This is a genomic window from Hanstruepera sp. CR43 (genome assembly GCF_055227665.1).
Genome location: NZ_CP200078.1, coordinates 1,981,649 through 2,006,503, shown reverse-complemented (window position 1 = coordinate 2,006,503; position 24,855 = coordinate 1,981,649). Strand labels below are relative to the sequence as shown.

The window sequence follows — 24,855 nt, the reverse complement described above, 5'->3', positions numbered from 1 at the left end:
TTATCCGCGTCTTTTGAAATAACCCAATAATTTTTTTACATAGCTTTCATCTACTCGGCAATCAATAGTTCCGGCACCTGATTTTGAAAAACTATCTTTAAAATAGTCCACTTTCTCACTGTAGTATCTGCCATAGTTCATACGAACTTTTTTTGAAGCCGTATTGACCAACATATAATCACCTGTTTCTTCATCTTGCATTTGAACCATGCCTAAATTTGGAATAGATTCTTCGTGCTTATCATAAACTCGTATTCCGGTAACATCATGTCTTCCAGATGCTATTTTCAAGGTGTGCTGATAATCATCTGCAATAAAATCGGAAAGCATAAAAACAATAGCCTTCTTTTTCATAACGTTTGATAGAAATTTTAAGGCTTCGGCAACATTAGTTTGCTTGCTTTTAGGCTCAAACTCTATGAGTTCCCGAATAATTCGTAACACATGAGAGCGTCCCTTTTTGGGAGGAATATAAAGTTCTATCTCATCTGAAAACAAAATCAATCCAATCTTGTCATTGTTTTGTGTTGCTGAAAAAGCTAACGTAGCTGCAATTTCGGTAACTACCTCATTTTTGAATTGAGAAGCTGTCCCAAAAAATTCAGAACCCGAAACATCAACCATAAGCATCATGGTGAGTTCCCGCTCTTCCTCAAAAACTTTTATGTGTGGCTCATTGGTTCTGGCTGTAACATTCCAATCTATATTTCGAACATCATCACCATATTGATACTGTCGCACTTCAGAAAAAGTCATACCACGACCTTTGAAGGTGGAGTGATACTCTCCTCCAAAAATATGATCAGACAAGCGACGTGTCTTAATCTCTATTTTCCGTACTTTTTTTAAAAGTTCTTTCGTCGTACTCATTTTCTAAACTCTAACCTCTTTAATTCTTTCATTCAACACTTTTGATACGCTTTCTAGTTTAGACTTGTTGAAATTCTCTAAAAGTAATACCTCCTCTCTTCCATTATAACTTATCACTAATTTGGCAGGAGTTCTGTTTATTTGGACTATTGTATAAAAGCTTTCAATTCTTTTTAAATCAAATACTTTCTTGTCATTCTTATAAGAAAGTAAATGTTGATTAATTTTTATTTCAAAATCATATTGTGTTTGCTTGTAAAAATAAATCAAGATTAAAATAACAAGCATTGAGCCCAATCCATAAATAAACACGTCATCTAATTTTGCGAATTGTTTTAGAATAATAATTCCAAAAAAACAAAACAATAGAATTAAAATAGTTGGTTTATGGTTTGGCTTGAAGACAACCTCTTTTTCAATTTTCATAAAACAATGATGATTCTGGAAAGATTAAATTTTACTTCTTTCTATGGTACTTCAATCTCGTTTACAATCTTATTGATGATATCTTCAGAAGTGACATTTTCAGCTTCAGCTTCGTAGGTAATTCCAATTCTGTGCCTTAACACATCGTGTACTACGGCGCGGACATCTTCGGGAATCACATAGCCTCTACGCTTAATAAATGCATAACATTTAGCAGCATTTGCCAAGTTTATACTACCACGAGGCGACGCCCCAAATGATATTAATGGTTTTAAGTCTGAAAGCTTATATTTTTCAGGGTATCGTGTGGCAAAAATGATGTCTAGAATATATTTTTCAATCTTTTCGTCCATGTAGACCTCTCGTACTGCTTTTTGAGCATTCAAGATTTGGGTAATAGAAACAACTGGGTTTACTTTTTCAAAAGCCCCTTTTAAGTTAGCTCGAATAATTAACTGCTCTTCGTCTTGTTTAGGATAGTCAATAACCGTTTTTAACATAAATCGGTCAACTTGTGCTTCAGGTAAGGGATAAGTTCCTTCTTGCTCAACCGGGTTTTGGGTAGCCATAACCAAAAATGGTTTGTCCAAAATAAAAGTCTCATCACCAATGGTCACCTGTTTTTCCTGCATGGCTTCCAGTAAAGCAGATTGCACCTTGGCAGGAGCCCTGTTAATCTCATCGGCCAGCACAAAATTGGCAAATATGGGTCCTTTTTTAATTGTGAAATCGTTCTGCTTAATATTATAAATTAAGGTTCCCACAACATCGGCAGGCAGTAAATCTGGTGTGAACTGAATTCTGCTGAATGAACCATCAACTGCTTGTGAAAGTGTGTTGATAGCTAACGTTTTAGCTAATCCAGGAACACCTTCCAATAAAATATGCCCCTGCCCCAATAGGCCAATAAGCAGGCGTTCCACCATGTGCTTTTGACCAACAATGACCTTGTTCATTTCCAACGTTAGTAAATCAACAAAAGCACTTTCTTTCTCTATTTTCTCATTAATTGCCTTAATATCAATTGTACTCGTTTCTTCCATCATGTCTTTAAGTTTTATAATGCTATTCTGATAAGGGTTTATTTTAGCACGGCTAAATTGTTAAAATTTTTGCTTCCATGCTGTTAACAATTGGTTAAAAAAACAAGAGCAGCACTGAATAGTACTGCTCTTTAGTCTAAAAAAACTGATTTTTACTCTAATGGAATAATTCCTAATTCTGTGGTTGCACCAACGGCAACTTCAACATTATCTAAAACCTGAATTGGTAATCCTGATAAAGGATCTGGAGTTATTGTTACTGTGTAAGCCCCTTGAGGCAAGCCCACCAAGACAAAATTCCCGTCAACATCGGCATAGGCTGAAACAGTATCCATACCATTTGTTGCTGTAATTTCTGTTTGAACTTCAATAGGTGTTATGCTTCCGCTTATTGCTCCAGTATTGGCTTCAACACTAGCTCTTATAACGGGTCGTAAATTAATATTACCCGAATTGCCGGCCTCTACAATAGATTCATCAACATCAAAATCCAATAAGAATGTGTAAGCTATATTTGGTGCCAATGTTTCATTGACTTGAATTTTTAATCCTGATTGTTGTGCGCTTGGTGTATTTAGAGGATAGGTTTCACCATCAATAACAACCGAATTGTCATCACCCAATACCAAACGAATTTGGTTTAATGTTCCTGATGGCACAACAAAATCATCTACTAACAAAACATTGATACCTCCTGTCAATTCCAACAAATCATATACTCCGGTGTTTATCGCTTCCAAACTTGTCCAGTTATCATCTTCACTAGCATCATTAACTTTGACCATTACATCAACAACTTCAACAAAAACGTGTTCGTAATCACCCGGTCTATCCATCATTTTTACAGAAATAGTTGATGTTCCTTGATTAGAAGATGTATCATCATCACTACTACAATTAAATAATGTTATTGCAAAAATTGAAAGTATTGCTAACTTAAATTGTTTTAACGTAATCATATATATTAAATATTTTGGTTCAATATTATTTACGGCTTCAAGGTCTTATTTAGATGTTGCTCATATTTTTATCACATACTTTCTAACCTAAAACATATAGCTTAAACAATATAACAACCTGAAAAACCGATATTTAAATCACGCTGGTATAGAATACTAATTTTTTGTTAAATACTAATTATTTAAGAATGCATTCTATTTTTCAAGTTGTTATAAGTACATTTATGGAGAATTTTAACCTATTATGCCTTACTCTAAAATCATTGCAGGAACCATGACTTGGGGAAGTTGGGGAAATCAACTTTCCAAAAGTACCATGGTGGAATTAATGCATCATTGTATAGAACAGCAAATTACCACATTTGACCATGCTGATATTTATGGTGCTTACACCACTGAAGCTGACTTTGGCCGGGCTTTTAAAGACTCTGGAATTCGTAGGGAAGACATTCAATTAATTTCTAAATGTGGTATTCAATACTTGAGTGATAACAGAAAAAACACTGTTAAGCATTACGATTACAGCAAAGATTATATAATCTGGTCAGTTGACACTTCCTTACAAAACTTAAAAACGGACTACCTCGACTTATTATTACTGCATAGGCCTAGCCCACTAATGGATCCTGAAGAAATAGCAGAAGCTGTTTCTATATTAAAATCATCGGGGAAGATTCGTGATTTTGGTGTTTCAAATTTTACATCAAGTCAAATGGAACTCGTTTCTAAACATCATAAAATAGATGTTAATCAAATTGAATTCTCCCTGACATCGCATCAAGGAATGCATGATGGTACTTTGGATTATATGATGGTTAATAATATTAAGCCTATGGCTTGGTCTCCTTTGGGCTCTGTTTTTAAAAAAAATGATGAACAAGTTGATAGGATACAACAAGAACTAAATAGATTATGTGAAAAATATGGGGCAACTAAAGATCAACTCTTGCTTAATTGGATTTTAAGACATCCATCAAATATTTCTCCAGTCATTGGTACGACCAATAAAGAGCGTATTGCTAATGCCGGTAAAGCGGGAAATATTGATTTGGAATTAGAAGATTGGTTTAAACTATTGGTAGCTTCACAAGGCCATAAAGTGCCCTAAAATTGAAAAAAATGACAAAAAAAACAGCATTAATAACAGGCGCCACTAGTGGCATAGGACGCGCCACTGCATATAAGTTCGCCAAACAAGGTATAAATCTGGTACTATGTGGAAGACGCCAAGACCGATTGGATGATATTGCAAAAACCTTACAAGAAAAAGTAGCCGTTTACACTCTAAATTTTGATGTTAAAGATAGAGAGGCTACCATAAATGCCATTAATTCAATTCCCGAAACTTTTAAGAATATCGATATTTTGATCAACAATGCAGGTAATGCTCATGGTCTGGATCCCATTCAAGATGGTGATATAGCCGATTGGGATGCTATGATGGACATTAATGTAAAAGGTTTGTTATACGTGAGTAAAGCCATAATGCCTCAAATGATTGAAAGACAAACTGGGCATATTATCAATATTGGTTCATCGGCTGGAAAAGAAGTCTATCCAAAAGGGAATGTATATTGTGCTAGCAAACATGCTGTTTTAGCTATAACCGAGGGTATGCGTATAGATTTGAATCCTCATGGTATCAAAGTGTCTGCTATCAATCCAGGATTGGTTGAAACCGAGTTTTCTCAAGTTCGTTTTAAGGGTGATGCCAAAGCAGATGAGGTCTACAAAGGCTACAAAGCATTGCAGGCTGAAGACGTAGCAGATGTTATTTACTTCGCCGTTTCTAGACCAGCACACGTAAATATTGCCGATGTTTTAATGTTTTGCACCGCACAAGCAAATAGTACTATTGTTAAAAAAGAAATGTGATTTTCAAAAACACCTCTAATTAGTAAGAATTTGCTATGATTAATAAACGCTTACTTATTAAAAACTTATTGGCTCACAATGATGAGAATAGTTTTTATGATAAAAAGCGTAAAATTGATATTGGTTTTAAGGAAGGTAAAGCCAAATTTTTAAAACATATTTGTGCCCTTTCCAATAGCAACCCAAAAAACAATTCCTACATTGTTATAGGTGTAGAAGATGAGGACAATAAAATTATAGGTGTTGATTTTTTTGATGATAGTAAAATTCAAAACCTCATCAATGCCTATTTAACCAATCCGCCCATAGTCCAATATGAAAATATTTCTTTCCCACATTTACCGGATAACAAGGTTGTTGGTTTGGTAACTATTAGACCAAACGATAAGATTACTTCGCTTCGTAAAAATATTTGGAAATACTATGGCGGATCCGTGTTTTTTAGGGATGGTAGTATTAGCATGCCTAAAGTCTTTGACATAGAAATCAAGGATGTTAATTCCAAAATTGTTGCTGCCATTGAAACTCATGCACAAAATAACATTGAGCATACTCTTGACGGTGTTTTCGATTTTATGCAAACCCGAAAAGACTATGAGCCAAACTACAAAGTGTTTAAAGAGTTTTTTGTCATGTGTTGGGCTGGTCAGAAAAAACAAGTAAAAAACGAAACCTTTTATTCCCGTGTGGATATTGAACTTATTAATGAGCAAGTAAGGCTATTTTACTCGGCTCTTGATGAGGTGTCTATTTATTACGACGACAATACTTTTAAAATTGTTGAGTATGTTAAACTTGGCCTGCAGGACTCTTTCAAATACTATCCTTTAGAAGAAACGGTTATCAGTTTTTTTGAAAATGTCAATTACAGTATTGATACCACATTGATATTCGAGCCGCCACAATTTGACAGAAAAATTTTGCATCATATTTTTAATGCAAATAACGCCATTCTGGAAAAATTACATAAAGGGCTCTCACTAACAAAACGGGAAATAAACGATTTGAATAATCTTCCTGCTACTTACCTTATTTGTTATTTAAATGGTTTTGATATGGCCATTGAGAAATTAACAGAAATTAAGCCTCTATTAAAAGCATATAATTCCGATGTTTATCAGCTATACAAACAAACTATTAGAATTTTGAGAAAAGTTAAATATAGCTAATGATGTAAGGCACACAAAAAACAGTACCAACTATGTGGTTTTTCATACCAATTATGTAATATTCAAATTCTTCGGCAGTATTTTATTTACCTTTGTATTGCTATTAATCAATATCCAAATCAGCCTTGACCATGACGGTAGATTCTACTTCATTCAAGGCTTTTTTATTTATCCATTCCTAAAAGAACGTATTATTTAAAAACAACAAACCCATTACATTTGGGTAATGGGTTTTTAAATTACTGTTTAGGTCAATTATCTTCCACCATCGAGCTCTTCCTGCCAATCAAATAGTTTTTTCCAATGACCCTCATAAGCCATTTTAGCCTGTTCTGGCCAAGTACCTGGATTATGGATTTTAAAACGTTCGCCTCCAAAATCCAATACGCTTTGACATTTTTCAACACTACATTCAGATAACGCTTTCCAGGTCACAATGTTTTTATCGTGAAATAATTCGGCTATTTTGGGTCCAATACCTTCAATAATCGTTAAATCATTTTCTTTTACTTTTTTACCAAAAATAGCTGCAGCTTCGGCAGCATTAAATGGAATTTTTTCTTTAGAAGCCTGACAAGCTTTCAAATCGGCCTCAAGCCTAGCTACTTTATTTTTCCAAACATCGACATCTACTTGACTATTTGCTTCCTTTTTGAGAAGTTTACCTAATAAATACCCTAGTAGCGCGCATATGGCACCAACTGCTAATGGAATAAAAATACACCAATTCATAATTTCTTTTTTTTGTTAGTTAATTGTTACGACAACGCGTCTGTTTTTTTGTCGCCCTTCATCAGTGGCGTTAGTTGCGATAGGCTCTTCTTGGCCTTTAGAAAGGGTTTCTATTTGACTTTCAGAAATAGCATTGCCCATTAAATAGCGTTTTACAAAGTCGGCTCGTTTTTGACCGAGTTTCATATTACTAAATGCATCACCCGTATTATCGGTATGACCTATAACATGTATCTGTGCTTCGTGAATTTTATCAATGTACCTTGAAATATTAGCTACTTTTTCTCGTTGCTCTGCTGTTAAGTTTAAGGTTGATGCTCCGGTTTCAAAGTACAGAACTAATGGATTTTCCTTTATACTTACTCCTAATGCTTGAATGGCTTCCATCCTTGTTGTATCAACACCATCATGGGTAGACATTGAAAATCCAACAGGCCCGTAATATATATAATCATTATCAGGAACCATATCGTCATTGAGCTCACCATAAGTATCAATGTTTTTTGATGAAATTCCAGTAGATACAAAATAGTTTTTAACAGCATTTGCTCTTGCTAAACCTAAATTTGGGAATGCAGAATTATTCGTTTCGCTTGACTTATAATACCCTGTGATATGAAGGATTTTTAACGAATCCTGCAGCATATAATTCTTAACTTCAACCACCGCACTATTGACCGAATTGGAAAGTGGTTCTAAAATAGTAAAATACGATTCCTTAAAATTAAAATTATCATTTCGTTCGACATCAAGGCTTCCTTGTTCATCCTTTACTATAAAGGCCATTTTAGTTGAGTTGTCAACTGGTTCTGCAATGGTTTTTTCTGTTTCGTCTAAATTGGCATTTGCCATACAGTCCTTACAACAGAAATAATAATAGAGAATTGAGCCTAAAATGATAGTGAACAAAATACCTAGGAGATATTGTGTTTTGTTGCTCATTAGATGGTTGTTTTAAGTTAGTGACAATTAAGATATTAAAAAAAAACATGCCAAACTAAAAGAAATGGAAAAATTGAATAACGATCTTAATAAAAAAGCCGTATTAAAATTAATACGGCTTTTTATAATCATCTTAAAAAATTTTACAAGTCAAATTTAATACCTTGAGCCAGAGGTAATTCAGTTGTATAATTAATGGTATTTGTTTGACGACGCATGTAAATTTTCCAAGCATCTGATCCAGACTCACGGCCACCACCAGTTTCTTTTTCACCACCAAAGGCGCCTCCAATTTCAGCTCCTGATGTCCCAATATTGACATTTGCAATGCCACAATCACTTCCGGCATGACTTAAAAAACGTTCCGCCTCACGTAAATTGTTCGTCATTATTGCTGATGATAAACCTTGAGCCACGTTATTCTGAATATCAATGGCATTTTCAACGTCACCTGAATATTTCAATAAGTATAAAACTGGTGCAAATGTTTCATGCTGTACAATCTTGAAGTGAGGTTCTGCTTCGGCTATAGCAGGTTTAACATAGCATCCACTTTCGTAACCCTCTCCTGAAAGCACACCGCCTTCAACCACAATATTGCCCCCTTCATCAACAACTTGTGTCAGAGCGTTTTGGTACATGCCCACGGCATCGGTATCAATTAATGGCCCCACATGATTGTTTTCATCCAATGGATTACCTATGCGTAACTGTCCATAAGCATCAACAATAGCGTCTTTAACTTTATCGTATATAGAATCATGAATGATTAAACGTCTAGTTGAAGTACAGCGTTGGCCACAAGTTCCCACAGCTCCAAAAACAGCTCCAATAACGGTCATTTTAATATCCGCGTCTGGTGTCACGATTATAGCGTTATTTCCACCTAACTCCAATAAGCTTTTACCTAAACGCCCAGCAACTTCCTGCGCTACAATTTTACCCATTCTGGTTGACCCAGTTGCTGATACTAAAGGTACTCGAGTGTCTTTTGTCATAAATTCACCCACTTTATAATCCCCATTAATCAAGCATGAAATGCCCTCTGGTAAATTATTGTTCTTAAAAACTTCAGCAGCAATATTTTGACAAGCGACACCGCAAAGTGGTGCTTTTTCACTTGGTTTCCAAATACAAACATCCCCACAAATCCAAGCTAAAGCCGTATTCCAAGACCAAACAGCTACTGGAAAGTTAAATGCCGAAATGATTCCAACGACTCCAAGTGGATGATATTGCTCATACATTCTGTGACCTGGTCTTTCTGAATGCATGGTCAAACCATGTAGTTGACGAGATAGTCCAACAGCAAAATCACAGATGTCAATCATTTCCTGTACTTCACCTAACCCTTCTTGGTAACTCTTACCCATTTCATAAGACACAAGTTTACCTAAAGCCTCTTTTTTCTCACGTAATTTATCTCCAAACTGGCGTACAATTTCCCCACGTTGTGGCGCAGGCATAAGCCTCCAAGTTTTAAATGCCGAAGTTGCTGCCTGCATGGCTTTTTCATAATCCTCTTTAGTAGTTGATTTAACTTTAGCTATGAGGTTTCCATCCACAGGAGAAAAACTCTCTATTATATCGCCATTAGAAAAATTATTTGAACCTGTCGATGTTCCTTCATTAATTTCATTTACACCCAACTGTTCAAGTGCCTTTTGTATTCCAAAATCGGTAGCAACTGCTTCCATATGCGTTTGTTTTTTACGAATTATTAAATTTTTATGCGAAGATACTAATAATTTGTTGTTTTTGTCTCTGACCCTAATCTTAAAACCAGTAACTTTAATGCACTCATTTAATTAGTCTTTTTCATGAAAAATGTCATCTTTTTAATATCTCTATGTTTCGTCTTTCTTAACTGTAAAAATGAAGAAGAATTAAAAGCCATATCCCAAAAAAACAATCCCAAAACAGATACATTACAACTTCGTAAAGCTGAATTTTCAATAGCCATTCATGGTGGAGCTGGTACGATACTGAAGGAAAACATGACATCAGAAACGGAAGCAGCTTATAAGGAAACACTGGAAGAAGCCATTCGTGTTGGGTATAATATCCTAAAAAATGGAGGCAGCAGTCTGGATGCTGTTGAAAAAACAATTAATGTATTGGAAGACTCTCCTCTGTTCAATGCTGGAAAAGGTGCTGTATTTACCAATGCTGAAACCAATGAATTGGATGCTTCCATTATGGATGGTAAAACCCTGAATGCTGGTGCTTCTGCAGGAACTACAATAATAAAGAACCCTATTAATCTTGCTAGAAAGATTATGGAGCATTCACCTCATGTCATGCTTTCAGGTAAAGGTGCAGAAGCTTTTGCTAAAGAGCTGGGTTTGGAAATAGTTGATTCAAGCTACTTTTACACAGAAAATCGTTTTCAATCGCTTCAACGCGTGAAAGAACATGAAGCCCAAAACCAGTTAAATGATAAAACGGCCTTTTATGATGCGTCCATCAATGATTCAAAATTTGGGACTGTTGGTTGCGTCGCATTAGACAAACATGGGAACTTGGCCGCTGGCACCTCAACGGGTGGTATGACGAATAAACGCTGGGGACGCATTGGTGATTCGCCCATTATTGGAGCGGGAACTTATGCAAACAATAACTCTTGTGCTGTGTCCAGTACAGGTTGGGGTGAATTTTTTATTCGTGCTATGGTGGCTCACGATATTTCAGCCTTAATGGAATACAAAGGGTTAAGTTTAGAAGATGCCGCGAAAGAGGTTATTCACAAAAAAGTACCTGAGCTCGGTGGTGATGGTGGCATTATTGCTATTGATAAATATGGAAATGTAGTTATGGAATTCAATACAACGGGCATGTATAGGGCCAGTATGAATGATAAAGGTGAACTTTATATTGGCATCTATAACGACTAGATTAACGCTTAAGCGTAAAATGTCCTTTGAAAATTTGATTCTCTATTCGAATGTAATACCAAAAATCTGACGTTTGTAACAATTCGTTTCTATAGGTTCCATCCCAAGAAAAAGGTTGATTAGCAGCGCTCTTTATTAGTTTGCCGTAACGATCAAAAATATATACCTCTGATTCGGAAAAACTTTCAATCCCTTTCAAATTAAAAGTATCATTTTGACCATCATTATTTGGCGTAAAAAACTTTGGAATCACAAAATGTATAAAGTCTTGAGATACTATCCCACAGTCTCCTTCAGACTTGACAAATATGGTATAATTTCCTCCTTCAATTACAAATATATTACTAGATTGATAAGATGACCCGTCTAATGAATATTGGTAATTCCCTTCACTTGAAACAAAAATTTCAACCTCATAGCCATTTGAATGGATTGTTTCAATAACTGGCACATTAATTTGTGTTAATTCTATTGTTTTAATGGTTGAGCAATTTGATAAATTTGTCACTTCAACAGTGTAAAAACCAGGCGTACTTACCATTATTTGACTAGTAGTTTCACCTGTACTCCATAAATAATTCATATTCATTAGTCCAGCGTCCAAAACAATTATTTCACCTTCACAAAACGTGAGATATTCATCTTCGAGAACCGGAACCTCTTCCCCTAGTGTTAAGGCAATAGCTGTTCTTGTGGTTGAACGGCAGTTAGTATTAGAATCAATTGCTTCTGCGTAAAATACACCTAAAGCATTGGGACTAAAATTTAAGCTATTGCTCTCTAATAATTGACCACCCGTTGGCGTATTATACCAATTTACATCTATACCATTTGGCACTGTTACCGACAAAACACCATTGGAACAATTTAAATTAACATCACCATTGCTAATTGGGGGGCTTACTTCAGGAAAGACAACTATCTCAAATGCTTCTGAAATAGTATTACACGATTCGTTCAATAAATTGGCTTCCGTTTCGGCTACTTTCACTCTAAAGTAAGTTGTGGACGTCAGATTATTTACAGTAAGTGTTTGATTAGTTTCACCTGATATATCAACCCAGTTTATCCCATCATTGCTTTGTTGCCATTGATAAAAATGAGAAACAAAAACCGAGAAATCTGGAATAGCCTCCAATTGAGAATTATAGGGTGCTTCGTAAGTGCATAAGGACATACTAGTGTTAGATGAACTATCCTCAATAGTTATAAAGTCGCCACATGTTTTAAAAACAATATCGTCTATTGCTAAATCATTTCCGCAGCCACCAACACCATTATTGATCATTTTTAAAATTATTGAGGATTGTCCAACTGTTGTTGTGAATACAAGTCCATACTCTTCCCAAATTGGAGTGGTTGAGCCTTGAATGTCTCCAGTATCACCTGTTGCTAATAGTATTGTGTCCGTACTGTCCCAAATTTGAAACTTGACATTAATTGGAATACCGGATCCACAAAAGCCGCCTGGCGGCAATAGGTTCAATAACCATGCTGAAAATTCATAGGTCGTACTATCACATAAACCCGAAATAGTTGTTCTGTAAAATTCCCCTGGCGTAAAATCAGCATTCACGATTAAACTTCTGCCATTCGTGTCTCCTGGTGTATGATCTTGTGTGTTATGCCAATCGAACCAATTGGTATTACTTGAAATGGTGTAAAAACCATCATTGGGCTCTGAATCGGTATAAGTATATGAAGTCGTTCCGACAGGAAGCGCGGGACCATTCATTGTTCCTGACCCAAAATCATCAAAGTAAATAGGTTCTCCTGAATTTCCGCTACAAAAACTTAATTGGGCATAACCAAAATTCGCGTAGAAAAAAATAATCAAGCTTATTAAAACACTACTGTATGTGTTAACTTTATGCACCTAACAAAAATAGGGAAACATTGTAAAAGAGGTCAGAATACTTGCTATTATTGGATCATAAATTTAACGCAATCGTTTTCGTGTTTTATTTTAATATTAACTTTTATGAACAATTTAACATATAGCGAAGACTAAAAATCAAGAATTGAGCGTAATTAATTCATAAGGAATTACCTACACTTCTTTTTTTAAGTACAATTTTTAAAACCATCAATCTATGCCATTTAAAAAGCTATTGGCTATAGCAGCAATAATTGCCATAGCCACATCATGTAAAAAGAAGGAAGTAGAAACCGACAATCTTTTTAAATTTAGAGACTACATCAGTTACACATCTTCAGGATTGGTTTCGGTAGTTGATCCTATTCAAATTAATTTGGCTAACGATGTTGAGGGCTGGGGAGTGGGACAAGAAATTACCGATAAAATAGTGTCTATCTCACCACATTCCGAAGGAAAACTGACCGTTGCCAACAAGCATACATTAATTTTCACCCCAGATGAGCCTTTAGAACCAGATACAGAATATACGGTTTCAGTCAAACTTAATAAGATTTACACTACAATTTCTGAAGGTTTTGAAAACTACACGTTTCAGTTTAAAACCATAAAACCAAATTTTAGTATTGTTACCAACAACCTCCAGTCTTATAGTAAGGAATGGCAGTATTTAGAATCTGTTTTACGTTCGGCAGATGTGATTAATTTAGAAGATGCTAAAAAATTAGTTGAAGCATCTCAAGACGGAAAAAATCTGTCCGTTGTTTTTAATGAAAACAACACGCGTTCAAAAGTTTTTGAATTTAGAATTGACAGCATCAACCGAAAAATTGAGGACAGCGAAATTCTGGTGAAATGGAACGGAAAAGCTATAAAATCAGACAATTCTGGCGAAAATAAAGTGGCCATTCCAGGTATTAACAACTTCACCATTATTGATGTAGATGTTATTCAATCACCTGAACAATACCTTTCCATAAACTTTTCCGATCCATTAAAAAAACAGCAGAATTTTGACGGATTGGTCACTATTCAAAATGTAAAAAATCCCAAATATATTGTTGATGGAAATCTCTTAAAAGTCTATCCAGACATAAAATTGGTTGGTAATATCCAAGTTGATGTGTTTCAAGGTATTTCCAACGATGAAGGTTTTAAACTCAAAAAACCATTTTCTGAAAGCATCGCTTTTGAAGAATTAAAACCGCAAGTTCGGTTAATCAGTAACGGCACCATTTTACCAAAATCACAGGAATTGAAATTCAATTTTGAAGCAGTGAATTTGAGTGCTGTTGATGTTCGGGTGATTAAGATTTTTGAAGATAATATTTTGCAATTTCTTCAAGATAACAACCTCAACAGTAATAATGAATACAACATTAAAAGAGTTGGTCGCCGCATTGCAAAACAAACCATTCAACTACAAGCCGCTACCGAAAACACCGGGAAATGGAAAGCCTACAGCATCGATTTATCCCATTATTTTAAGGCTGATGCTGGTGCGATGTATCGCGTGGAATTGAGTTTCAACAAAAATTATTCGTTATACGATTGCTCTGCAAATACCTCTGTTACTAATACTGAAGATGATGAATACGACGATTATTATTACGAAGAAGACTATTATTACGAAGGTGATTACAATGAGACCTTTACCGAAGATGAAGAATTAAAGGAAGAAGAATATTGGGACAACCTCACGTACAGATACCGAAACTACACTTATAATTGGCGTGAACGCGACAACCCTTGTCACGAAGCCTATTACAACGAAAACCGTATCGTATCTCAAAATCTGTTGGGTTCAAACTTGGGTGTGATTGCCAAACAGGGCGCCAACAACTCCTACTATTTTGCGGTTACCAATATTTTAAATACCAATCCAGAAGCCAATGCCACAGTAACTTTGTATAATTTTCAGCAACAGGAATTGGCAAAAAAAACTACTGACAATGAAGGTTTAACACTTTTTAATTTAGAAAAAAATGCGGTGTTTGCCATCGTCGCAAAAGGCCCAAACAAAACTTATGTAAAATTGGCCGATGGCAATTCGCTGTCGTTAAGCAAATTTGATGTTTCTGGAAACAAATTGCAACGGGGGCTTAAAGGCTATATTTATGGCGAACGTGGTGTGTGGCGACCAGGAGATACGCTGCATTTAACCTTTATGCTAAATGATGTTGCCAACAAACTCCCAAAAGGACATCCTGTAAAACTGGAAATTACAGACCCTAACGGCAAGTTGGTCTACAAAAATATTACTGCAGACAACCTCAACAATTTTTACACGTTTACAGTACCAACGTCTTCTGAAGATAAAACCGGAAATTACAACGCCAAAGTTTCGGTTGGAGGTGCAACATTTCATAAAGGCCTGAAAATTGAAACCGTAAAACCCAACAGACTAAAACTTAAAGTCGATTTTGAAAACGACATTTTAACCAGCAACGAACCGCTAAACGGAACTTTAGACGTAAAATGGCTTCACGGAGCTGCTGGAAAAAACCTAAAAGCTGAAGTGAAAGCGAAATTCAGCACATCGTATTCAGGGTTTAAAAATTATACTGATTACGTTTTTAACGACCCAACTCGTGAATTCAATACCGAAGAAATCAATGTGTTTGAAGGCAAAGTCGATACTGATGGTTTGGCAAAAATCAATAAAAAATTAGAAGTTGGCAAAAATGCCCCTGGCATGTTGAACGTACAATTCTTGGTTCGTGCTTTTGAAAATGGTGGTGATTTTTCAATGGATGCCTTTACCAAACTGTATGCACCTTACGAGTCGTTTGTCGGCTTAAAATCACCTAAAGGAAATGCTTACGGTTCGTTTTTTACAGATGAAAATCAAACCTTTGATGTGGTTGTAGTTGATAAGGATGGTAAACCCATCCAACGTAAAAATCTCGAAGTAAAAGTCTATAAAATTGAATGGCGTTGGTGGTGGAATTCCTCTTACGACAACCTATCAAGTTACGTGTCGAGCAGCTACCACAGACCGTATTTAGACACCAAAGTAAACACCGATGCCAACGGAAAAGGGTCGTTCAATATTAAAATTCCAGATAACGAACGTGGTCGTTACCTCATTAGAGTGGTTGACCCAAAAAGTGGTCACGCTACAGGACGAACCGCTTATTTCTACAAAAATTGGTGGCAAAAAGCACCTTCAAACGATAAAGAAGCTGCTAAAATGTTAGTGTTTTCAGCCGATAAAGAACAATATAATGTTGGCGAAAAGGCAAAAATAACCTTCAATTCGAGTAACGAAGGTCGCGCTTTGGTAAGCATCGAAAACGGTGCCGAAGTTCTCGATTACAGATGGGTAAAAACCCAACAAGGCGAAACGGTTGTTGATGTTCCGATAACCAATGTAATGGCACCAAATGTATTCGTTAATATTTCGTTGTTGCAACCACACGCTATTTCGGCAAACGATTTACCCATCCGCTTGTATGGCGTCATTCCAATTATGGTGGAAGACCCAAATACCAAGTTGGAACCACAACTAAAAATGCCAGATGTGTTAAAACCAGAACAGGAATTTAAAGTTTCGGTTTCAGAAAAAAACAACAAATCCATGACTTACACTATTGCGATGGTGGAAGAAGGTTTGCTCGATTTAACGCGTTTTAAAACACCAAATGCTTGGGACGAATTTTACAAACGTCAAGCTTTAGGCGTAAAAACTTGGGATATTTTCGACGATGTTATTGGTGCTTATTCTGGCAGTATCGACCAGGTTTTTGCCATTGGTGGTGACGGTAGCGTATTGGCTGGAAAGAACAAAAAAGCCAACCGTTTTAAACCTGTGGTTACCTATTTAGGCCCTTTTACTTTAAAAGCTGGCGAAAACAACACACACCGCATAAAACTGCCAAATTATATTGGTTCAGTGCGTACTATGGTGGTTGCTGGAGACAATACCAAAGAGGCTTACGGAAGCACCGACAAAACCGTACAAGTGAAAAAACCATTGATGGTGTTGGCTTCTCTTCCGCGGAAATTAAGCCCAGGTGAAAAAGTAACCCTTCCAGTGACTGTTTTTGCTATGGAAAACAAGGTGAAAAACGTTAATGTCAGTTTGAAATTAAGCGATGGCATTTCCGTAGTTGGTGAACAAACCAAAAATTTAAACTTTGCCAAACCCGATGAACAAATGGCGTATTTTGAGTTAGATGTAAGCAAAGCAAAAGGCATTAATACCGTTGAAGTGATTGCTTCTGGAAATGGTGAAAAATCGACTTACAAAGTAGAGTTAGATGTGGTGAATCCGAATCCAATTACTTCAAAAGCCATCGACAAAACTTTAGAAGCTAACGCAACCGGTTCATTGGATTTTTCAACCTTTGGTGTTGCAGGAACCAACAGCGCAACGGTAGAATTTTCAACCTTGCCTCCAATGGATTTTACGCGCCGTTTACAATATTTAATTCAATATCCTCACGGTTGTTTGGAACAAACCACTTCGGCAGTATTTCCGCAGTTATTCTTGAGTGATATTTTCGATTTAACTTATGATAAAAAGCAAAACATTCAATCCAATATTGAAAATGGTATTAAAAAACTAGCACATTTTCAGCAGCCAAATGGCGGAATGAGTTATTGGATGGGAGAAAACACCGCTAACGATTGGAGCACCAGCTATGCAGGACATTTTATGTTGGAAGCTGAAAAGAAAGGCTATGTGTTGCCGCTCACTTTCAAGACGAATTGGCTAAACTATCAAAAACAAGCCGCTCGAAATTGGAGACCAAGTTACAGAACATACAATTCCGATTTGGCACAAGCCTACCGATTATACACTTTGGCGTTGGCTGGCGAACCCGATTTAGCAAGTATGAACCGTTTGCGTGAGTTTACCGAAATTTCCAACGAAGCAAAATGGCGATTGGCAGCAGCATATGCGTTGGCAGGACAAAAAGAAGCTAGTGAAGCTATTTCAAAAACAGCCAACATTGAATTTCAACCTCCAAAATATAATTACTACACTTATGGATCTGTAGATAGAAATCGGGCGATGGCTTTAGAAACTATGATTTTGACCAAAAACCCAAGGCAGCGTGAATTAGCACAATATATTGCTAAAGAGTTGTCTGGAAATCGTTGGATGAGTACCCAAACCTCAGCCTACAGCTTGTTGGCAATGGCCAAAATGGTGGAAGCCAATGGCGGAAAAAACTTAAACGTAAGTTATACCAACAATGGTAAAACAGAAACCATAAACACCAAAAGCGCCATTGCACAACGCGAACTCAACGTTATTGATGGTGCCAATACGTTTTCGTTTACCAATAACATTGATAATGTGGTTTACGTGCGTGTGTTGAATTCAGGGAAATTACCTTTAGGTCAAGAAATTGCTGAACAAAGAGGTTTGAGTGTTTCAGTACAGTATAAGGATTTAAAAGGCAATAAAATTGATGTTTCCAGGCTGAAACAAGGTCAGGATTTTGTGGCAACCGTTAGCGTTAGCAATCTTAAAAATGAAAACGTGAATGATGTGGCATTAACACAAATTTTTCCTTCAGGTTGGGAAATCGTCAATACACGTTTTACCGATTTTGGTGATACGACTACAAGTCAAGCACGTTATACCGACATAAGAGATGACCGTGTGAATTTCTATTTCGATTTAGGCAAAAAAGGAAAACAGGGTACAAAAACGTTCAACGTGATGCTGAATGCTTCTTATTTAGGAACCTATTATTTTCCTGGAATTCAAGCCGAAGCCATGTATGATAATGCGTATTTGGTGAGAACTAAAGGCCAATGGATAACTGTTGAAAATTAGTTTATGAAAAAATATTTTAAACCCTATTATGCAGTCATTTTCACTTCAACTCAAAAAGAGCATATTGAAGGTTATGCTGAAATGGCAAACCAAATGGAAGCACTTGCCAAAACTCAAAACGGTTTTTTAGGTATGGATAGCGCAAGAAATGAGGTTGGAATTACAGTGAGTTATTGGGAAAGTCTGGAGGCAATAAAAAACTGGAAACAGCACACCGAACATTTAGTAGCGCAACAAAAAGGTAGACAAGATTGGTACAATTGGTACAATGTGAAAATTTGCAAGGTAGAACGAGAGTATGAGTTTAATTTGTGAAGAAAATAACAACCTACATAAAAAACAACAAAATAAAGTCAGTCGTGCTTTTTGTGTTACTGATTGCCTACTATTTCTGTTTACCAAAACAACTTTTCAAAGATCCAACTGCAACGGTTATAACCAGTAAAAACGACGAATTACTAGGGGCTCAAATTGCCAAAGACGGTCAATGGCGATTTCCGCATAACGATAGTATTCCAGAGAAATTCAAAACTTGCATTATTCAGTTTGAGGATGAATATTTCTATAAGCATCTCGGTTTTAATCCGGTTTCCATTTTTAAAGCCTTACGCGAAAATTTAAAATCTAATGGTATAAAACGTGGTGGAAGCACCATCACGCAACAAGTCATTCGTTTATCCAGAAAAGGTAAAAACCGAACCTATTTTGAAAAAGTCATTGAAATTATTCTGGCAACACGCTTGGAGTTACGAACTTCCAAAGATAAAATTCTCTCTTACTACAGCAGTAATGCACCTTTTGGTGGCAACGTAGTTGGGTTGGATGCTGCTTCGTGGCGCTATTTTAACAGAAATATCAACGAGCTCTCTTGGGCTGAAAGTGCTACTTTAGCGGTTTTACCCAATGCACCAAGTTTAATTTATCCAGGAAAAAACCAAGAACGTTTACTTAAAAAACGCAACGGACTTTTAGCAAAATTGCTTCAAAACCAAATTATTGATTCGTTAACTTATAATCTATCAATTGCCGAAAGTTTACCACAAAAACCGTATTCGTTACCTCAAATCGCACCTCATTTGTTGCAAAAAGTGGCTCAAAATTATTCCGGTAAACACATAAAAACAACTATCAACACACCATTGCAACAGCAGGTTAATCGCATTGTAAAAAGACATTACAATCAATTAAGTCAGAATGAAATTTACAATGCAGCCGTTTTGGTTTTAGATGTAAAAACCAGACAGGTTTTGGCTTATGTGGGCAATACGCCTACCGATAAATCCCATCAAAAAGATGTCGATATTATTGACAAACCCAGAAGCACGGGTAGTATTTTAAAACCGTTTTTATATGCTGCAATGCTCGATGCTGGCGATATTTTACCTAATACTTTAGTTGCCGATGTACCTACCCAATTTGGGAGTTACAATCCCGAGAATTACAACAAAACTTACGATGGTGCCATACCAGCAAGTAGAGCTTTGTCGCGTTCGTTGAACGTACCCTCGGTGAGGATGCTTCAAGAGTTTGGGTTGGATCGATTTCATCATTACTTAAAAACACTTCAGCTAAAAGATTTAAAATACAACGCCAATCATTACGGTTTATCACTTATTCTTGGTGGTGCCGAAAGCAACCTTTGGGATTTGTGCAAAAGCTACGCGGCATTATCTTCAACCCTAAATCATTTTTCTAAAACGTCGAGTGAATATTATTCCAATGAATTTTGTGAACCTACATTTTTAGCTTCGGAAACGGTTGACTTCGGAAAAAAAACCAGTGAAAAAACACTGTTTGATGCAGGCTCCATTTATCTCACTTACGAAAGTCTAAAAGAAGTCAACCGACCGGAGGGCGACGAAAGTTGGGAGTTTTTTGATGGCTCAAAACAAATTGCTTGGAAAACAGGAACGAGTTTTGGCTTTCGTGACGCTTGGGCTATTGGTACAACAAAGGATTACGTCGTTGGTATCTGGGTAGGAAATGCCGATGGCGAAGGCAGACCAGGTTTGGTTGGAGTACAAGCAGCAGCTCCTATTTTATTTGACGTGTTTGATGTGTTGCCCAATAGCGACTGGTTTGCAAAACCTTTTGATGAAATGCAAGAGGTTACTATCTGTAAAAAAAGTGGTCATCGAGCATCGCCAAATTGTGATGATGCCGAAAATAAATTCATTCAAATTAGCGGATTAAAAACACAACCTTGCCCTTATCATGTATTAGTGCACTTGGATAAAAGCGAAACGTTTCAAGTGAATTCTTCCTGCGAAAGTATGAGCAATATCACACATAAATCGTGGTTTGTGCTACCGCCTTTAATGGCTTATTATTACAAAACCAAAAATCCGTTTTACAAGCCTTTGCCCAAATTTAGAAGTGATTGTTTGGGTGAAAACAGCATTTCAATGGCATTTATTTATCCAAAGGAAAACAACAGTATTTTTTTACCAAAAGATTTTGACGGTTCTACAAACGATTTAGTGCTCCAAATCGCACATTCAAAACCTGAAACTACTGTGTTTTGGTATCTTGACGATAATTATATTGGAAGCACTAAAGACATACACGAACTCGCCATTATCCCCAAAGAAGGCAAACACCTAATTACTGTGGTAGACGAATTTGGCAATGAAGCTAAACGATATTTTACAATTTCGGAATAATTACCGCAAAGGAAACCCTTTCGCTGCCCACCATGGGTGTATTTCGATTACTAAACGCCCAGCTTTTACCATTGGGTCCATATTGGCTAAACTATCGGCCATTTTTAACGTTGGCACGTTGTAAATGGTAATACCACGAATCTCACCATCATCACCAAAAGGCCCAGAAATATCAGCATAACCTTCTTCGTACATACGCCCTAAATGAGCCAAATGTTCGTTTTGAAGTTTAGCAGCTTCTTCTTCATTTTGTGAGCGAATTGGACCTGATTTTAAAAACGCTATAAAATATTGCTGCATCAAAACAGTGTCTTGAGTTTTTTCATCAACATAGTCAAAGGTTTGATAACCCTTTTCAGTAAGTTCAGCTTTAAGTGCTTTGGCTGATTTTACAGGTTCTCCTTTAAAGGTTTCAACAAAAACAGTATCCGTTTTAATAATAGTTTCTGTTTTTAAATCAGTTGTTTTATCTTCTTTACAACTAAATGCAAAAAGTAATAGTGTTATCAACAATATTTGTTTCAAAGTTACCAAGTATTAAAAGGTTGTTTGCTTAATTGTGCATTGTAATATTTAACTTGTCCAGTGACTTCTTCTCCCAGCCACAAAGGTTTTTTAAAAATTTCAGTTTGATGGTTCAATTCTATTTCGGCTATAATTAATCCTTCATTATCGCCAAAAAATTCGTCAACTTCAAACGTATGATTCCCAAAAGGAACCACGTAACGTATTTTATCAATCACACCTTTTTCACACAACAATAATAACGATTCGGCATCCGATTTAGAAATCTCTTTTTCCCATTCAAAACGAGATAGTCCATCTTCCGTTGATTTTCCTTTTACGGTTATAAATCCTTGCTGACCTTTTAAACGTACCCTGACTGTTCGTTCGGGATCTGTATTTAAAAAACCCTGAATAATACGAGTCGTATGCTGCGCTTCGGTCTTATAATCATTAGATCCCACTAAAAATTTACGTTCAATCTCTATCATAAAAATAAAAGACATTTAATGTCTAAATTTACATCATGCCAAACGATTTACCAATTAGAAAAATTATTCATGTGGATATGGATGCCTTTTATGCTTCTGTAGAGCAAATGGACGATCCAGAATTAAAGGGCAAACCTATTGCTGTTGGTGGGAGTAGTAAACGTGGCGTAGTGAGTGCGGCTAGTTATGAAGCACGAAAATTTGGTGTGCGAAGTGCCATGAGTGGTGTCAAAGCCAGACGCTTGTGCCCAGAATTAATATTTGTAAGGCCTCGTTTTGATAGATATCATGACATATCTAAAAAAATTCGCAAGATTTTTTACGATTATACGGATTTAGTAGAGCCTCTTTCTTTGGATGAAGCCTATTTGGACGTCACTAAAAACAAAAAAGGAAATCCCAGTGCAACACTTATTGCAAAAGAAATACGCGAACGTATTTTTAAAGATGTCGGATTAACAGCATCGGCTGGTATTTCGATTAATAAGTTTATAGCTAAAGTAGCCAGTGACTACAACAAACCCAACGGACAAAAAACGGTTAACCCAGAAGAGGTGCTTCAGTTTTTAGAGGAATTAGACATTCGAAAATTTTATGGTGTTGGCAAAGTGACCGCTGAACGCATGTACCAAAAAGGAATCTTTACAGGCAAAGATTTAAAAAGCAAATCTTTGGAATACCTCGATGAGAATTTTGGCAAATCAGGCAGGTACTATTATTATGTCGTACGCGGTATTCACAACAGTGATGTCAAACCCAACCGTACACGAAAATCATTGGCTGCAGAGCGTACCTTTAGTGAAAACTTATCTTCCGAGGTTTTTATGTTAGAAAAATTGGACCATATTGCCGAAGAAGTTTCTCGGCGTTTACATAAAAGTACGGTTGCTGGAAAAACCGTGACCTTAAAAATTAAATACAGTGATTTCACACTTCAAACCCGTAGCAAAACACTACCTTACTTCATTAGTGATAAAAGTATCATTCTAGAAACCGCAAAGGACTTGCTGTACCAAGAGAAACTACAAAACTCTGTGAGACTTTTAGGCATTTCTCTCTCAAACCTCAACACAGAAAAGAAACCAAAACAAACAGAGTCTAAAAAAGAAGTCAGTGTGCAATTACAGTTTGAGTTTTAAGAAAATGTCTTGTTTAAAGTTTCAACAATAGCAGCTATTTGTTTGTTCTTATCTGCTCTGTCTAACACTAAAGCAGGAGCTTGACGTTCTAGACAATCCTTGATGGAACAACGTTCACAGGTGACACCAACTTCATGTGTGATAAGATTTTTGTCTCCTAAAAAATGAAGTCTGCGTTCCAGTTGTTTATTTATCAAAAGCCCTACCGAAATACTTCTATATTGATTTTCGCGAAAAGGATCTTTGGTGGCTGAAGACAACACCAAATACTTCATGTCATCATTGACATAATTTGAAATCTGAACACTAAATTCATGTGATTTATCACTCTTACTGATGTCTTTCAGAACATTAAGAGACACCCATCTTCTACAATAATGCTCATTGGTTTCATTAGCTCGTGGTGAATGCTGATGGGACAAATGAAGTTCTTTTTTAAGATGAAATTTTTCACTTCCAGCTCTATGGGTGAACCGTAAAAAAAACAAATCTTGAATATTAAATGCTTTTGGTAAAACATTGGTTAACCGCTGATAGAATGATTCTGGAGAGGCATTAAAACTTTCCATGAGCTTCATAAATCGCGAGTTGTCAAATGTCTTCATCTCAAAAAGTTTCTGTAATTGAGTAGACAATTCAGCCTTTGGAATAATTAAGGCACCTGCAAAATATGAGGCATAAAAATTATTAAGTACTTGATCGAAACTTTCAAATTTAATCCATGGAAATGTGTATAACCTATCGGTTATTCCAAGATAATTGTATGCTATTTCTTTGGCGTAAATAAAGGTGCGTTGTGCTTCATCAATCCCTGAAGCCAATAGTAATGTTCTGGTTCTAGGAACAAAAACCGATCGAAGACTACCTAATGCCTGGTGCTTTTTCAACTCATTATCATTAATGGTGTATCCATATTCTTCAATGAGTATTTCCTCAATGTCTTTAGATGATATGGGTTTTGATAAATCAACTTGATAAGCTTTTGAAAATTTTAAAACACTTTGCTCTAAATCATCAAAATAATTATTGTTAGCTTCTTGAAATGAGCGTACGGAAGCCAAGAAAAAACTCTCTCTACTAAAATTATAATGCTGCGCGATTTCAATAATAGTACTAATAAACGCATTAACTTTCGCTGGTGCATTGGCAACGATGTCTATTAAGTCACTTTCTTTAATCCCAAACAAATCCAACGGAATTTCCTTAAAGATTTTAGATTGCAACAACTCCCCAATGGGTGCTAAATTTTTATCAAGCTTTAAGGATACCAATTGATCATAGGGTACATCCAATTTCTCTGATAGAATCGCAATCTTATCTGGTTTGGGATATTTTTTCCCCTTTTCAATTTCGTTTAAGTAGGATTTTGATAATCCAGTGAGCTTGGACAACCCAAATAAGGATAAATTTTTATCCGTTCGAATCTGTTTCAGCTTGAGTCCAAATATGAGTTTAATATAGTCTTGTTCCATGTCTAA

The 24,855-nt window shown here is 36.2% G+C and carries 19 protein-coding genes; 8 read left to right on the top strand and 11 right to left on the bottom strand.

All coding sequences use genetic code 11. The annotated features are described in order from the left end of the window. From ACKXGU_RS09205 to ACKXGU_RS09190, 4 genes are all read right to left on the bottom strand, one after another. Positions 1-870: a DUF58 domain-containing protein gene (locus ACKXGU_RS09205; protein WP_463465035.1), complete on the bottom strand. Its 870-nt coding sequence runs from the start codon at positions 868-870 to the stop codon at positions 1-3. Positions 871-873: 3 nt separating this feature from the next. Continuing rightward, the gene (locus ACKXGU_RS09200; protein WP_463465034.1) at positions 874-1,296 is read right to left on the bottom strand and encodes a hypothetical protein; all 423 of its coding nucleotides are present in this window, start codon (positions 1,294-1,296) and stop codon (positions 874-876) included. A gap of 41 nt (positions 1,297-1,337) precedes the next feature. Next, complete coding sequence (locus ACKXGU_RS09195) at positions 1,338-2,339, bottom strand: AAA family ATPase (protein WP_463467425.1); 1,002 nt, start codon at positions 2,337-2,339, stop codon at positions 1,338-1,340. A 152-nt stretch (positions 2,340-2,491) separates the two neighbouring features. Further along, on the bottom strand, positions 2,492-3,298 hold the full coding sequence (locus tag ACKXGU_RS09190) for a DUF4382 domain-containing protein (protein ID WP_463465033.1): 807 nt from the start codon (positions 3,296-3,298) through the stop codon (positions 2,492-2,494). 244 nt (positions 3,299-3,542) lie between these two features. Between ACKXGU_RS09190 and ACKXGU_RS09185 the strand changes: the two genes are divergently transcribed. Genes ACKXGU_RS09185 through ACKXGU_RS09175 form a run of 3 tightly spaced genes read left to right on the top strand, consistent with a single transcriptional unit; the run spans position 3,543 to position 6,342 of the window. Continuing rightward, on the top strand, positions 3,543-4,406 hold the full coding sequence (locus ACKXGU_RS09185; protein WP_463465032.1) for an aldo/keto reductase: 864 nt from the start codon (positions 3,543-3,545) through the stop codon (positions 4,404-4,406). An 11-nt stretch (positions 4,407-4,417) separates the two neighbouring features. Next, positions 4,418-5,173, top strand: coding sequence for an SDR family NAD(P)-dependent oxidoreductase (locus ACKXGU_RS09180; protein ID WP_463465031.1), 756 nt, complete (start codon positions 4,418-4,420; stop codon positions 5,171-5,173). A 35-nt stretch (positions 5,174-5,208) separates the two neighbouring features. Then, the gene (locus ACKXGU_RS09175; RefSeq protein ID WP_463465030.1) at positions 5,209-6,342 is read left to right on the top strand and encodes a DUF5929 domain-containing protein; all 1,134 of its coding nucleotides are present in this window, start codon (positions 5,209-5,211) and stop codon (positions 6,340-6,342) included. Between the two features lie 255 nt (positions 6,343-6,597). Here ACKXGU_RS09175 and ACKXGU_RS09170 read toward each other — a convergent pair whose 3' ends face one another. From ACKXGU_RS09170 to amaB, 3 genes are all read right to left on the bottom strand, one after another. Further along, positions 6,598-7,074, bottom strand: a complete 477-nt coding sequence (locus ACKXGU_RS09170) for a hypothetical protein (protein ID WP_463465029.1) — start codon at positions 7,072-7,074, stop codon at positions 6,598-6,600. 15 nt (positions 7,075-7,089) lie between these two features. Further along, positions 7,090-8,016 carry an OmpA family protein gene (locus ACKXGU_RS09165; RefSeq protein ID WP_463465028.1) on the bottom strand — a complete coding sequence of 309 codons (927 nt, stop codon included), beginning with the start codon at positions 8,014-8,016 and terminating at the stop codon, positions 7,090-7,092. A 143-nt stretch (positions 8,017-8,159) separates the two neighbouring features. After that, positions 8,160-9,713 carry an L-piperidine-6-carboxylate dehydrogenase gene (amaB, locus tag ACKXGU_RS09160; RefSeq protein ID WP_463465027.1) on the bottom strand — a complete coding sequence of 518 codons (1,554 nt, stop codon included), beginning with the start codon at positions 9,711-9,713 and terminating at the stop codon, positions 8,160-8,162. A 123-nt stretch (positions 9,714-9,836) separates the two neighbouring features. On the opposite strand from amaB, the gene ACKXGU_RS09155 reads away from it, so the two are divergent. Then, positions 9,837-10,910, top strand: a complete 1,074-nt coding sequence (locus ACKXGU_RS09155) for an isoaspartyl peptidase/L-asparaginase family protein (protein WP_463465026.1) — start codon at positions 9,837-9,839, stop codon at positions 10,908-10,910. Position 10,911: 1 nt separating this feature from the next. Here ACKXGU_RS09155 and ACKXGU_RS09150 read toward each other — a convergent pair whose 3' ends face one another. Next, entirely contained in the window at positions 10,912-12,747 is a 1,836-nt protein-coding gene (locus ACKXGU_RS09150; RefSeq protein ID WP_463465025.1) for a T9SS type B sorting domain-containing protein, read from the bottom strand. Between the two features lie 256 nt (positions 12,748-13,003). On the opposite strand from ACKXGU_RS09150, the gene ACKXGU_RS09145 reads away from it, so the two are divergent. The 3 genes from ACKXGU_RS09145 to pbpC are packed head-to-tail and all read left to right on the top strand — an operon-like array spanning position 13,004 to position 21,243. Then, a complete protein-coding gene (locus ACKXGU_RS09145) occupies positions 13,004-18,580 on the top strand; it encodes an alpha-2-macroglobulin family protein (RefSeq protein WP_463465024.1) in 5,577 nt (1,858 codons plus the stop codon). Positions 18,581-18,583: 3 nt separating this feature from the next. Beyond that, on the top strand, positions 18,584-18,895 hold the full coding sequence (locus ACKXGU_RS09140; RefSeq protein WP_463465023.1) for an antibiotic biosynthesis monooxygenase family protein: 312 nt from the start codon (positions 18,584-18,586) through the stop codon (positions 18,893-18,895). Further along, positions 18,892-21,243, top strand: a complete 2,352-nt coding sequence (gene pbpC / locus ACKXGU_RS09135; protein WP_463465022.1) for a penicillin-binding protein 1C — start codon at positions 18,892-18,894, stop codon at positions 21,241-21,243. The genes ACKXGU_RS09140 and pbpC overlap by 4 nt, the downstream gene beginning before the upstream one ends. Here pbpC and ACKXGU_RS09130 read toward each other — a convergent pair whose 3' ends face one another. Continuing rightward, positions 21,244-21,768, bottom strand: a complete 525-nt coding sequence (locus tag ACKXGU_RS09130; protein WP_463465021.1) for a YciI family protein — start codon at positions 21,766-21,768, stop codon at positions 21,244-21,246. It lies immediately after the preceding gene. A gap of 2 nt (positions 21,769-21,770) precedes the next feature. After that, complete coding sequence (locus ACKXGU_RS09125; protein ID WP_463467424.1) at positions 21,771-22,238, bottom strand: CYTH domain-containing protein; 468 nt, start codon at positions 22,236-22,238, stop codon at positions 21,771-21,773. A gap of 35 nt (positions 22,239-22,273) precedes the next feature. Here ACKXGU_RS09125 and dinB point away from each other — a divergent pair, with 35 nt between their 5' ends. Next, positions 22,274-23,377 (top strand): DNA polymerase IV, encoded by a 1,104-nt coding sequence (dinB, locus tag ACKXGU_RS09120; RefSeq protein ID WP_463465020.1) that lies wholly within the window; start codon positions 22,274-22,276, stop codon positions 23,375-23,377. On the opposite strand, the gene ACKXGU_RS09115 is transcribed toward dinB, so the two are convergent. Beyond that, on the bottom strand, positions 23,374-24,849 hold the full coding sequence (locus ACKXGU_RS09115) for a helix-turn-helix domain-containing protein (protein WP_463465019.1): 1,476 nt from the start codon (positions 24,847-24,849) through the stop codon (positions 23,374-23,376). The two genes, dinB and ACKXGU_RS09115, sit on opposite strands and share 4 nt — an antisense overlap. Positions 24,850-24,855 lie beyond the last annotated feature (6 nt).

Excerpts from the sequence above, each read along its gene's own strand:
- ACKXGU_RS09205 (WP_463465035.1), bottom strand. The coding sequence starts at position 870 with ATGAGTACGACGAAAGAACTTTTAAAAAAAGTACGGAAAATAGAGATT.
- ACKXGU_RS09200 (WP_463465034.1), bottom strand. The coding sequence starts at position 1,296 with ATGAAAATTGAAAAAGAGGTTGTCTTCAAGCCAAACCATAAACCAACT.
- ACKXGU_RS09195 (WP_463467425.1), bottom strand. The coding sequence starts at position 2,339 with ATGGAAGAAACGAGTACAATTGATATTAAGGCAATTAATGAGAAAATA.
- ACKXGU_RS09190 (WP_463465033.1), bottom strand. The coding sequence starts at position 3,298 with ATGATTACGTTAAAACAATTTAAGTTAGCAATACTTTCAATTTTTGCA.
- ACKXGU_RS09185 (WP_463465032.1), top strand. The coding sequence starts at position 3,543 with ATGCCTTACTCTAAAATCATTGCAGGAACCATGACTTGGGGAAGTTGG.
- ACKXGU_RS09180 (WP_463465031.1), top strand. The coding sequence starts at position 4,418 with ATGACAAAAAAAACAGCATTAATAACAGGCGCCACTAGTGGCATAGGA.
- ACKXGU_RS09175 (WP_463465030.1), top strand. The coding sequence starts at position 5,209 with ATGATTAATAAACGCTTACTTATTAAAAACTTATTGGCTCACAATGAT.
- ACKXGU_RS09170 (WP_463465029.1), bottom strand. The coding sequence starts at position 7,074 with ATGAATTGGTGTATTTTTATTCCATTAGCAGTTGGTGCCATATGCGCG.
- ACKXGU_RS09165 (WP_463465028.1), bottom strand. The coding sequence starts at position 8,016 with ATGAGCAACAAAACACAATATCTCCTAGGTATTTTGTTCACTATCATT.
- amaB (WP_463465027.1), bottom strand. The coding sequence starts at position 9,713 with ATGGAAGCAGTTGCTACCGATTTTGGAATACAAAAGGCACTTGAACAG.
- ACKXGU_RS09155 (WP_463465026.1), top strand. The coding sequence starts at position 9,837 with ATGAAAAATGTCATCTTTTTAATATCTCTATGTTTCGTCTTTCTTAAC.
- ACKXGU_RS09145 (WP_463465024.1), top strand. The coding sequence starts at position 13,004 with ATGCCATTTAAAAAGCTATTGGCTATAGCAGCAATAATTGCCATAGCC.
- ACKXGU_RS09140 (WP_463465023.1), top strand. The coding sequence starts at position 18,584 with ATGAAAAAATATTTTAAACCCTATTATGCAGTCATTTTCACTTCAACT.
- ACKXGU_RS09125 (WP_463467424.1), bottom strand. The coding sequence starts at position 22,238 with ATGATAGAGATTGAACGTAAATTTTTAGTGGGATCTAATGATTATAAG.
- dinB (WP_463465020.1), top strand. The coding sequence starts at position 22,274 with ATGCCAAACGATTTACCAATTAGAAAAATTATTCATGTGGATATGGAT.
- ACKXGU_RS09115 (WP_463465019.1), bottom strand. The coding sequence starts at position 24,849 with ATGGAACAAGACTATATTAAACTCATATTTGGACTCAAGCTGAAACAG.